The sequence below is a fragment of the Mesorhizobium sp. M0011 genome, assembly GCF_040324155.1.
Taxonomy (GTDB): Bacteria; Pseudomonadota; Alphaproteobacteria; order Rhizobiales; family Rhizobiaceae; genus Mesorhizobium.
In genome coordinates, this window is sequence record NZ_JAMYVQ010000033.1 from 52,602 (window position 1) to 64,499 (window position 11,898).

General features: G+C 60.5%; 7 protein-coding genes and 1 pseudogene. 3 read left to right on the forward strand and 5 right to left on the reverse strand.

Going from position 1 to position 11,898, the window contains the following annotated elements; translation table 11 throughout:
* Positions 1-19: 19 nt before the first annotated feature.
* Both NKK51_RS27230 and NKK51_RS27235 read right to left on the reverse strand, forming a co-directional pair.
* A complete protein-coding gene (locus NKK51_RS27230) occupies positions 20-1,000 on the reverse strand; it encodes a transketolase family protein (protein WP_023747620.1) in 981 nt (326 codons plus the stop codon).
* Positions 997-1,815 carry a transketolase gene (locus NKK51_RS27235; protein WP_352555212.1) on the reverse strand — a complete coding sequence of 273 codons (819 nt, stop codon included), beginning with the start codon at positions 1,813-1,815 and terminating at the stop codon, positions 997-999. Before NKK51_RS27235 ends, NKK51_RS27230 begins: the two co-directional genes overlap by 4 nt.
* Before the next feature lie 161 nt (positions 1,816-1,976).
* Here NKK51_RS27235 and NKK51_RS27240 point away from each other — a divergent pair, with 161 nt between their 5' ends.
* Both NKK51_RS27240 and NKK51_RS27245 read left to right on the forward strand, forming a co-directional pair.
* A complete protein-coding gene (locus NKK51_RS27240; RefSeq protein WP_023747618.1) occupies positions 1,977-3,356 on the forward strand; it encodes an aminotransferase in 1,380 nt (459 codons plus the stop codon).
* A 122-nt stretch (positions 3,357-3,478) separates the two neighbouring features.
* On the forward strand, positions 3,479-4,972 hold the full coding sequence (locus NKK51_RS27245) for an NAD-dependent succinate-semialdehyde dehydrogenase (RefSeq protein WP_023768617.1): 1,494 nt from the start codon (positions 3,479-3,481) through the stop codon (positions 4,970-4,972).
* 77 nt (positions 4,973-5,049) lie between these two features.
* Here NKK51_RS27245 and NKK51_RS27250 read toward each other — a convergent pair whose 3' ends face one another.
* Positions 5,050-5,469, reverse strand: a complete 420-nt coding sequence (locus NKK51_RS27250) for a Fic family protein (protein WP_023737287.1) — start codon at positions 5,467-5,469, stop codon at positions 5,050-5,052.
* Between the two features lie 23 nt (positions 5,470-5,492).
* The gene (locus NKK51_RS27255; RefSeq protein WP_245264324.1) at positions 5,493-6,191 is read right to left on the reverse strand and encodes a Fic family protein; all 699 of its coding nucleotides are present in this window, start codon (positions 6,189-6,191) and stop codon (positions 5,493-5,495) included.
* Between the two features lie 1,047 nt (positions 6,192-7,238).
* Between NKK51_RS27255 and NKK51_RS27260 the strand changes: the two are divergent.
* A pseudogene (locus tag NKK51_RS27260) lies at positions 7,239-7,981 on the forward strand (oxygen-independent coproporphyrinogen III oxidase); the annotation flags it as partial.
* A gap of 814 nt (positions 7,982-8,795) precedes the next feature.
* On the opposite strand, the gene NKK51_RS27265 reads toward NKK51_RS27260, so the two are convergent.
* Positions 8,796-11,330, reverse strand: a complete 2,535-nt coding sequence (locus NKK51_RS27265) for a two-component system VirA-like sensor kinase (RefSeq protein ID WP_031204404.1) — start codon at positions 11,328-11,330, stop codon at positions 8,796-8,798.
* Positions 11,331-11,898: the final 568 nt, after the last annotated feature.

Consider the following 11,898-nt stretch of genomic DNA (forward strand, 5'->3'; position numbering starts at 1 on the left):
ATGGCTATGGTCCGCCGGCTCAGCCGAGGGCTTCAAGAACGGTGGCCTCGATTCCCGCCGCGTCCAGCCGGTAGTGCTTGTAGAGATGCGTTGGCGGCGCAATCAGGCTGTATTCGTCGCGGATGCCATGGCGTATCAACCGTGCCGGGCTGCCCGCCTCCGCCAGGATTTCCGCCACGGCGCCGCCCAGACCGCCCAGGATATTGTGTTCCTCGATGGTTAGAATGAAGCGGGAGTGAGCCGCGGCCGAGAGCACTGCCTTCGTATCCATTGGCTTCACCGTATGCATGTCGATCAGTCCGACGGATTTGCCCGCCGCGCGCAGCGCGCGGTAAGCCTCCCTTGAGGGATGGACCATCGAGCCACAGGCGATGATGGTCAGGTCCGATCCTTCGCCGTGAACGATCGCCTTGCCGAACTGGAAGTCGACGCCGTCGTCTTCATAGACCAGCGGTTCCTGGCCGCGGCCAATGCGGAAGTAGATTGGCTGGGCATGATTGACAGACGCCTTGACGGCGGCCGCCAGTTGCGGGCCGTCAGCTGGCGCGACGACCGTGAGGTCGGCGATGCTTCGCATGATGGCAAGATCTTCCGTCGCATGGTGGGAGGTGCCGTAGAAGCCGAGTGAAATACCGGCATGATGACCGATCAGCCGCACCGGCAGCGCCGAATAGGCGACGTCGGTTCTGATCTGTTCGCAGCACAGCAGCGCCAGGAAAGAAGCGAATGTAGCGACGAACGGCATGGCGCCGGTGCTGGCCATGCCGGCAGCAGCCGAAACCATGTTCTGCTCGGAAATGCCAAATTGCGTGAAGCGTTCGGGAAAGCGTTGCGCGAACCGCACCAGCCCGTTGGAATATTGAAGGTCGGCCGTACCGGCCACGACCGGATAACCGTCTTCGACCAGATCAATGAGCGCGTTGGCCAGATAACTCAGGCCAGGCGCACGCGCGTTGATCTGGCGGTACTGCCAGGAGTTGGTATCGATCGGGCCGTTCATTGTGTTTTGCCTCCACGCTTGATCTCTTCGGCGGCCAAGGCCTCGTCCGATGGCGCGAGATAGCCCAGATGCCAGCCGGGTTCGGTTTCCATGTAACCAACGCCCTTGCCTTTGGAGGTCTTGGCAATGATGCAGACGGGCCGGGTGCGGTCTGCCTCGGCCTTCAACTGTCGCAGCAGCGTCGCGAGCGCGACGACGTCGTGCCCATCGACCTCGTGCACCCGCCAGCCGAACGCCGCCCATTTGTCGGCCAAGGGCTCGATGCCGATGATGTCGTCGACCTGCCCGTCGAGCTGGTATCCGTTGCGGTCGACGATGGCGATCAGATTGCCGGCCTTATGGTGGGCGGCGGAGAGCGCCGCTTCCCAGACCTGGCCCTCCTGCATCTCGCCGTCACCGAGCAGGACATAGACATCGAAGCGCCGGTTGGCCGCACGGCCGCCAAGCACCATGCCGAGGCCGCCGGACAGGGCATGGCCGATCGAGCCGGAGCTGAAATCGACGCCGGGCACCTTGCGCATGTCGGGATGATCGCCAAGCGGATTGCCGAGCCGGGTGTAGCCATCGAGGACGTCCTTGGAGAAGAAGCCCCAGTCGACCAGCAGCGGGTAAAGGCCGACCGCGGCATGTCCCTTGCCCATCAGGAAGCGGTCGCGATCCGGCCATTGCGGCTCGCCGCGCCTCAGCCGCATCGCATCGTAGTAGAGCGTGGCGAATATTTCCGCGCAGGAGAACACCGACGAATAGTGGCCCACCTTGGCGATCTGGATGAGGCGCAGCGTCTCGAGCCGGACGAACTCTGCCCTGTCGCGCAACAGGGCGATCCGCTCCGCGTCGGGTGGCAGGGTGTTGTTTGAAGGAGTGGGTGCGTTGGCCATTGGACGTCACTCTCAGGATCGTTTTTTCTCGACAACTTATAAGTTATAAGATATTCCTCGCCGAAGCAACCGCCTATCTGGTCGCAAGGAGAATTTTGATGAACAACGAATCGCGCGTGCTGGACATGGCCAGGCACTTTCATTCCCAAACGGATCCACGCCTGCATGAGGATCATGGTCCGTTGACGATCGTGGCCGGCGAAGGCGCGACCGTCACGGATGACGCGGGCAACCGCTATATCGAGGGCATGGGCGGACTCTGGTGTGCCTCGCTCGGCTTCAGCGACAGCCGGCTGGCCGCCGCTGCTGACCGCCAGATGCGCAAGCTCGCCGTCTATCACACCTTCAATCACCGCTCGAATGAGCCCACCGTCGAACTCGTTGAACAGCTTACCGCGTTGGCGCCGTTCGACCACGCGCGCGTCTTTCTGGTCGGCTCCGGTTCGGAAGCCAATGACACGATGGTCAAGCTCGCCTGGTATTACCAGGCCGCGCGGGGACGTCCGGAGAAACGCAAGATCATCAGCAGGTTTGGCGCCTTCCACGGCAGTACGATCATGGGCGCGGCGCTGAGTGGGCTGCCGCACATGCACAAGTCCTTCAACCTGCCGCCGCTTCCCGTCATATTCGCCGCGCGGCCGTTCCACTATCTCGACGGTCTGCCGGGCGAGGCGGAGCATGACTACGCCACGCGCCTGGCCCAGGAACTCGAGGCCCTGATCCTGGCGGAGGGGCCAGAGACGATTGCCGCGATGATCGCAGAGCCAGTCATGGGCGCCGGCGGCGTGCTGGTACCGCCGGAGAATTATTTTCCAAAGGTTCAGGCGGTGCTGCGCAAATACGACATTCTGATGCTGTCCGACGAGGTGGTCTGCGGTTTCGGACGCACCGGAAATTGGTTCGGCAGCCAGACTTTTGGCATGGAACCGGACATGCTGTCGGTCGCCAAGGGGCTTTCATCCGGTCATCTGCCCATTGGCGGCGTCATTATCTCCGACAAGGTCTACCAGTGCGTCGCCGACGAGGCCCACAAGGTCGGCGTGTTCGGCCACGGTTTCACCTATTCCGGCCATCCGGTGACAGCCGCCGTCGCCGCCGAGGCGATCAGGATCTACCGCGAGATCGATCTCGTGAGCCAGGCGCGCCGTCTCGGCGATTATCTGCATGCAGCGCTCGCGGACGCGCTCAACGACCATACACTGGTCGGCGAGGTCCGCGGCCGCGGTTTTATAGCGGGGATCCAGATCGTCGAGGATCGCGCCACCCGTCGCGCCTTTGCGCCGGAGCTGCGAATTGGCACCGATGTCGAGCGGCGGTGCCGCGAGCACGGAGTCATGATCCGCAACATGGGCGACGTGCTGGCAATCTGCCCGCCCTACGTCATCGCCCCTAAAGAGATCGATTACATGGTTGATGGCATTCGCGCGGCTCTTGATGAGACCGCGGCGGCCCATGCGCGGACTGACCAGTCGGCATGAACCCGCCCGGCGTGCGGCGAGACGTCGCTGGAGCGGCCGGCCGCGCGAAAGGCGCTTGGGCAAGCGCGAGCCGCAGCCAGCATACAGGATCCTGATTGTCTTATCCGAACGGAGGCCAGACCATGCTTCAGAAAACCAGCCATTTCATGCGCCAGGCCAATCTCATCAACGGCGAATGGGTGCAGGCCGACAGCGGCCAGACGGTCGACGTCAACAACCCGGCCACCGGTCTCAAGATCGGCACCGTGCCGAAGTCGGGCAAAGCCGAGACCCGCCGCGCCATCGAAGCCGCCGCGGAAGCTTTCAAGACCTGGCGCAAGACGACCGCGCTCGAGCGCTCGAAGCTGCTGCGCAAGCTGCACGACGCGATGATGGACAATCAGGACGTGCTGGCCGAACTGCTGACCATCGAGCAGGGCAAGTCGCTGTTCGAATCGAAGGGCGAGATTGGCTCTGCCGCGGCCTACATATTGTGGTTCGCCGAGGAAGGCCGCCGCACCTATGGCGACGTGGTGCCGTCGCCGTGGGCGGATCGCCGTATCCTGGTGACCAAGGAACCGGTCGGCGTCATCGCCGCCATCACGCCGTGGAATTTCCCGTCCTCGATGCTGGCCCGCAAGCTCGGCCCGGCGCTCGCCGCCGGCTGCACCGCAGTGGTCAAGCCGGCCTCGCAGACGCCATATTCGGGCCTCGCCTGGGGTGCGCTCGCAGAGGAGGTCGGCTTCCCCAAGGGCGTCGTCAACATCCTGACCGGTTCGGCAAGCGAGATCGGCGACGAGATCTGCGCCAATCCGCTGGTGTCGAAGATCACCTTCACCGGATCGACCGAAGTCGGCAAGCTTCTCATCCAGAAGTCGTCGGTCACGGTCAAGAAAGTGTCGATGGAACTCGGTGGCAACGCGCCGTTCATTGTCTTCGATGACACCGACCTCGAGCGTGCGGTCGCCGGTGCGATCACCGCCAAGTATCGCAATTCCGGCCAGACCTGCGTCTGCACCAACCGCTTCCTTGTCCAGGCTGGTGTCTATGACAAGTTCGTCGAGAAGCTCGCTGCCGCCAGCAATGGGCTGAAGGTCGGCTCCGGCCTCGAGGACGGCGTGCAGCAGGGGCCGCTGATCGACGAGAAGGCGGTCGAGAAGGTCGAAGAACTGATCGCCGACGCCACATCCAAGGGCGGCAAGATCGTTGCCGGCGGCAAGCGCCATGCGCTCGGCGGCTCGTTCTTCCAGCCGACCGTCATCGCCAACGCGACACCCAATATGCGCTTCATGAAGGAAGAGATCTTTGGGCCGGTCGCCCCGGTGTTCAAGTTCGAGACCGAAGAGGAAGCGATAGCGCTCGCCAACGACACCGAATTCGGCCTCGCCTGCTATTTCTATACCGGCGATCTCGGCCGCGCCTTCCGCGTCATGGAAGGGCTGAAATACGGCATGGTCGGCGTCAATGAAGGCCTCATCACCACGCCGGAGGCACCCTTCGGCGGCGTCAAGGAATCCGGCCTCGGCAAGGAAGGCGGACATCAGGGCATCGAGGATTACCTCGACACCAAATATGTCTGCATCGGCGGCCTCGGCTCTAGTGCGCCGGCTTTTCCCGCGTCTCAGAACGCGGAATGACGAACCCGCGGGTGATCCGGTGAAAATCTTTCCGGTTCCGAGGAGAAGTGACCTAAGATCGTGAGCGCCCTATGCTCTTACGTTTCCGGAAAAAGCTTCGGAAACAGCGCGTCCAGAGCGTCCGCCGGAAAGCGTAGGGACACTGGGCCCTTTGGCGTTTCCGACGCCAATAGTCCGAGCGCGATTACGTCATTGAACACTCGACGCGCCGTACGTTCGGGTAGTCCGCTAATACGGGATGCCTCGCCGCGGTCAAACTCACCGCGCGTGAGCGCTTCCTCCACGAGGCGGCCGGCTTCGGGCTTCAGACCACTGCGCTCCACATGCCGATACAGCCGCTTGGCCAACGTGTCGAGATCGAACAGTCCGGTCATGAAGCTCACCTGATCGATACACGCCTGCAGGAACCATAAGGTAAAATCGCCGAGTGCGCGTTCGGAGAGGTTGCCACGTCCGTCGAGATCACCCTGGCGGGGCATATCGGCATGATCCATCATGCTCTTGTAATCCGTTCGGCTTTTCACGCCACGTGCCAAGCCTCGTGAGATCGACCACAGCCCGTGCGCGGCGACCCCGGCCTGAGGGCCATGGCGTGGCTCATCAATCGGCTGACGCGTCCGTTGCCGTCCGGAAACGGGTGAATGTAGTTGAAGCGGTGATGCGCGGCAGGAATGGTCAGGATGCGTCCGGCCTTGCCCAGCTTATCGAAGCGATAACGCATGGCAAAGTATTGCATGAAATCGTTGACGCGATCGCTCGAAGGCGGTTCATGCCGGCCGATGGCGACGTCATGCTCTGGCTTCGATCGCCACTCACCTGGCGCCATGACGAACTCACGGCCGGAACCCTTGATGGTCAGCATGGGCGATTCCGCATCGCGGTAGAATTCCGCATGCAGCCATCGAAGAAAACCTACCGATGCCGGTTCCGGCAACTGCCCATCGGCAGCCAGGCGGTCGATCTCGGCTTGCACGCGAACGTGCGCGGCCGCCTCGAGCTGCAGATTGCGGCGGTTCTCGTCTCGATCGAAATTCCGACCAGCGCCCGTTCGATGTCGCGCGGGCGCGTATCGTGGCCTTCGATCAGGTTGCTGTAGTAGGTGTTCATGATGCGCACGAGATGGGGCGAGGTTGGCTGCGGTACGCGAGTGCAGGCTTTTGCCCAAAACAGCCGACGTCGCCAGGCTTGGACACAAATCGATGCTGCCGATGATGATCATGGCCGATGTTCGGAAGGCCTATCGTACTGACAACTACGCACAAACCGTAATTGGGGGAGCCATCTGGCCGATGCTTTGGCCGATCTATGACGATCGGCCGGACTCAGACAGGTTCGAGGTGGAAAACAGGCAGCTTTAAACATGGTTCTGCCTCGGCCAGCGCAAGATTCGCCTGGAGCTTCGCTTATGCTGTGTGAGCTTGTTCTCTCGCGCCCGAATTCCCCATGGATGGCCCAAAAGCAGGCGATCCATTTGTCATTTTTAAGTGCGTCGGACTGCCAGTTGATCGCGTTCTGACCCGACTGGGAGTTCAAGTTTGACCTGAAACTGACCGGGTGCTGGATGGCAGGCTTCATCCCCACCGGTCTGATATGAAACAACGTCCGGCCCCGAGGCTAGGCTGCAATCTCGGATGGCTTGTATGCGCCGTTTTTTTAGAGTGTGTTGCGGGCTTGGTCTGCTCAACCTCGGAGCTCTACGCTTCACGGCGTTAGGATGAGCGTTCGAGGCGCAGGATTACTGCCGACACTGCTCTTCTTGTTCGCATTGGGCAGTTCCCGTTGGAAGCTTCCATCTTGCCGACTGCTGAGTTTGGAGTCGCCGTAGCTGTGAAATCGAAAAGAAGCCCATAGGCAACGTTTGCCGCGACGCTACTGAGAGCTGGTCACCGGGAGAGCCGAAGGTAGAACGAAGTTGTCTCGTTGAGCTTGTATGTGGCGCCAGCATAGAAGGCCCAGTTCCCACCCCAAGGCTTATACAAACCGCCACCGTTAGCGCCGATCGCGTTCATGGCCTCGTCCTTTTGGCAGAGATCACCACGGTCGCTAGCTGGCGAGCAAAGTCCGTCCCAGCGCTGCATTATCTCGTCGGATCCGGCAAGCTGGCAGAATTTCCCAGGCGGAGCTGACGGGGAGGGATGGTGGGAATAAAACGGTGCGCGTGAGGTCTCGGCGGGAACAGCCAAGACATCTAAGCGGAACGGACTGGCATAACGCAAAGACACAGGCGAGCTCAGCGGCAAGGTGGTTTGTTATCACCATGGGACGCCTGCCGCGTCAAACGGTGGTGTCGTGGGTCGAGACGGCGAGGGCAGCGGTCGCCATGCGCCCCGACCGGCTTGCCTTGTTCGGCTACTCGCATATCCCATCCCAAATAAAGAACCAGCGCCTCCCATCGAGGCGGAATTTCTTCCCGACAGCGCTGCCCGCGCTGAACAGTATGCGGCTGTCGCCGTGAGGCTGATTGCCGCCGGCTACCGACAGATCGGGCTCGACCATTTCGCCTTTCCGGACGACGAGCTCGCGCTGGCACAGGAAACAGGTCGCCTGCGACGTAACTCGTTGGGCTACTCGGCTGACACCTGCAGAACCCTGATCGGTTTCGGCGCGTCGGCTATCGGCCGCACCGGCCAGGGATACGTTCAAAACGAAGTTACACGGGATTCCTACATCCAGCACATCGCAGCTGGCCGACTGGCTACATCGAAGGGCCATCGCCTCACAGACGACGACCGCGTGCGAGCCGCAATTATCGAGCGATTAATGTGCGATTTCGAGGCTGACGTGCCGGCAATCTGTGTCGCCCACGGATCTGATCCGATCCGTCTTCGCGGTTCAGATGAGCGTTTGGCGATGCTGGCCAAGGACGGAATAGTGGACTTCGAAAACGGTTTTGTCCGCGTACGGCGGGAGCATCGCTTTGGGATTCGCGCTGTCGCTGCCGCATTCGATGCTTTTAGGGATGGCGTTACGTATCCCGCAGGTGAGGGCAAGCAGACACACGGAAGCTAACACAGGGGGTATCTTTTGCCGGAGAGAACGAGCTGCCATCGTGCGGTGCCCGGTTAGTAGTGAAGCGCCGTAAAATGTCGACATAGGCGTTGGTGAACTGGACCGAACGACGAGAACAGCCTATCCAGTGTGTTGTCGGCAGTTAGTTCGAAAGTCCTGCTACACCCGATCCGATGCCTCTCAACGCCGAGGCCGCACCTCCGTGCCGAAGCCGGCCTTCCCAATGGTGGGTCGAGCCGTCGCTTACCCCGTGCTTGCCTCACAGATCCGCGACCGAGAACCCAGCCTCATGCTCCCGCCCTGCCGGGGCCTAGGTCAATCTAGCATGAAAGGAACACGTCGGAACCTGGGATATCGCTTGCCCGGCCGGGCGGCGATAGCCTTGTCGGGGCAGCGAGGAGCCGTAGCCGATGATGAACGCACAGGAGAAGTCTGGCGTGAATGGGGCGATGATTGTCAAGCTTTGCTCTCGAGTCATTTCGTCAACCATCTTGCGTGACCGATTGGCGACCATCTCCTCGTCCCGACCTTATATTACCCGTTGCCTGTCGCCGCCAGCGCGCAGTGACTTGTCAAGGATGGAGGCCCGCAGACCCCATCGCGCGGCGACTTGTCCTTGACGGTCACGAGCACGGCGGCAGGTTTGCCGTGGTCGGGGAGCCCTTCCTTGGGCGGAGCCGACGACGGTGTTCGAGGGGAACTCGCCATGAGCCGGGTGCGCAGAGATCGTCCGACGCTCTTGTATTTGCTGGATCCCAGCCGGCTCCGCCTCCGACTGCCTCGGTAGCTCGGTATCCTGAGCGCGTCGGCGGCATCATGCCATTATCATCCTACGAATTGCATGCTCCATCGTCCTGGACGAGACCGGTTTGGCTAGCCAAAGGACGAAGGTCTGATTACCAGATGTGATCGGCATGGGGTCGCTTCCACCAACGACGATGATGGGCACCGTCATCAGGGTGGTACGTAGAGCTTCGGGCTGTCCTGGCCCGAGGAAAGTCGCTTTATCGAAAATTAGGAGGTCGGCTGCCTTCCCGCTCTCGATCCAGTCGCAAAGACTCTCGAAGGTCGCGAAGCCGACCGGCTTATAACCCAGCGCGGCGATCTTATCCTTGTAGATCTCCAACGCTGCTGGATCGGGGTCAACGACTGCGATGATTTCTCCGTTGCCAAGTGATCCATCGCATGGGCCGAAAGCGCTATCAGCTCTGACCTGCTCCTCAGCGCAGGCCGGTAAGTAGAGATCGAAGCGTGTACCTCGGCCAACAGCCGAGGTGACGTCAAGGCATCCTGCGAGCGCGCTCACATGGCGGTCCACTGCAGCAAGACCCAGTCCGGTCCCGCCGACGCGAGAGCGCGTGGTAAAAAAGGGCTCAAAGATATGCGGAAGCACCGAACTTGCGATTCCTTGGCCATCGTCGCTGATGGAGAGGAGAACGTAATCTCCCGGTTTCAAGGTGCCCTTAGCCACGGGCTTCGTTTGACAGACGTGAGCGCGAGAAACGCTAATCTCGACACGGCCCTCATTCAAGAGAGCCTCCGACGCGTTCTTGCATAGATTCATAAGGATCTGCTGTATCTCGGTCGGGCTGCCCTCGATCACCGTTTGCCACTCGTTGATCTTGAAGTTCAACTGAACATCCGCACGAAGTGTAACCCGCAGCAATGGCGCGAGATCCATTACACTCTCCGAGACGTCGAAAGGCATCGTCACGCGCTTCCGATTTCGGCTTAGTGACAAAATTTGATCAATAATCAGTTTGGCTCGGTTGCTGGCCAAGATAATTTGGCCGATGTGGCCCCGAATTCTCGAGGGGCGACGCACAAGACCTTTAGCCATCTCTGCGTAGCCGACTATTGCTCCTAGAACATTATTGAATTCATGTGTAACGCCGCTTGCGATTGTGCCGACAGCCGTCAGCCTTTCCGCATGCTCCCATCGACTCTCAAAAAGGTTACGTTCCGTGTGTACACGTTGCATTTCAAGATGGTTGCCTAAACGCACAGTAGCGCTCGCCAGAACCAGGAGGTCGTCTGTGGAGGGTGGTGAGCGATCTCCTTCAAAAACAAGGATACAAACCGCAGCCTGCTGATCGGAGGCCCGGCAACCAACAATTTGACAAACACCGGTAGTGCCTACGGCAGTCCGAACCACTTCCGACGCCGGAACGACGCGAAACACTGGCTGTTCCGGGTGTACAAGTGAGACGACTTCATGGATTAGCGTGGCGTTCCAGACGCGCATGCGCTTGTTCGCGACAAAGTACTCGGTATTCCTGCTGATACTCGGATCCACCAGAGCAAGCGCGCATTGATCCGCATCGAAAACGCATTGAATGAGTCTAAGCGCCGCTTCGGTGGAGAAGCGCCGCGAAGCCTTCGTTGCTTGACTGTCGATGAAACAAGCTTCGATCTCACTCATCGCCGCTTCAAGCTCTAACCGCCTTTCCAACCGGTTCGTCCGCACATGCAGCGTGGAGGCTCGAATGGTCGCAAACAAGCAGAGGCATATGGACACCAAGCCAAAGAAAAGCCGTGTACGCTGCGCTTGCGCGCTGGCGAAGCTGTAGGCTTTCAGATGTTCTCGCTCCAATTCGGCAGCCTTGGCGAACGTGTCGAAGGATGGGATCCGATTGACAGCGCGGTCCAACCTCAACATTGAGGACAGGATAGCGCGGCCCTCGCGGGCAACATCCTCCGTGACTTGGTCCTGGCTAGGAGGAAGTCGGCGGAGAGACTGATCGATTTGTAATGCGAGGCTGAATCCCGGTCTGGCCGAAAATTGAAGGATCAGATTGGAAAATTCAGGCCTGTTCGACACTCCCCCCCAAAGGCGATTAGCCGAGCGAGCAAAGCGTACGAGAGAGCTTTGCAGAAGCTCATTTTGCGCGGCCGAGTTCGAGATGGCAGCTTCTGTGTTTTCGAGGGACTTTTTGAGCTGTGCAACCAACCTGGAGTGCACCCCGGAGCTCTCATTGGGCGAAATCTCAACAAGGCGTTGGTAGTTTTGAAGGTTCCTTTTTAATGCTTGCCCGGTAGAAGCAACGGAACGGAAGTCCAATACCATGTCGGCGCGGGCGACGTCTCGCTGGAGCAATGCGTAGTTGATCTGAATCGTCCGCAGTTCGCTTAGGACCGCCTCGTTGATCTGGGGGTCTTGCCACTGTATCGCGACCAAGAGCGCAACCGAGGCCACTAGGGCCATTACAGAAGCTTTGTCGGTACTGAGCCATTTTTCCCAAACGAACGGCGTTTGAGCCGCGGTGCGTGCCTTGCGAAGGTCCGAGTTGAATTCTAGCTCCCCATCGCGTCGGTGTGCGGCCGGATGCTGCTGGAACAGGAAAGCCAAGTGTACCTCTCCCCTCAAACAGGCGGTGTAGACACCGTTGCACTCTGCCCCCATGGCCCGCTGACCTTCCATTGATTCGCGGGCGTTTCGACCTCGACGGCGAGGCGGCAGCACAAGGCGGGCAACTGATCGCAGTTTTCGGAACTGGTCTTCCGAGAGATCATCGAAGGGGCATACAAGCGCACGCCTGCAGCAGCCGAGGATGATACCGGCCGGTCAAACGCAACTGGCGAGGGCCGGATCTGCTGTTGGCTGGCAGCTAACACTGGCGGGGCGGCGGCCTCAACTACGGCGTGCCTAGAGCCGGCTGCTGCGAAAGCGTCCGACACGCTTCCCTTGGGGTCATCCCGTCCAGCGGGCATTCTTGGATCGCTGAAAAAAGACGAGGCGGCTTGATGATCCTGCCCTCGCTGAAGCACCTCGCGAAACCCCTTTTCCAGTCGCAGAAGCTCCTCTGGACCGGTAGGCGGCTCGTCAGCTCGACCATCGAACAGCGGCCGGAGCGCCTCGGACACGTGCTGCTCAAAGCCCACTCGCCGGGCCTGGACCGCTTGCCCGTCTTCCAAGC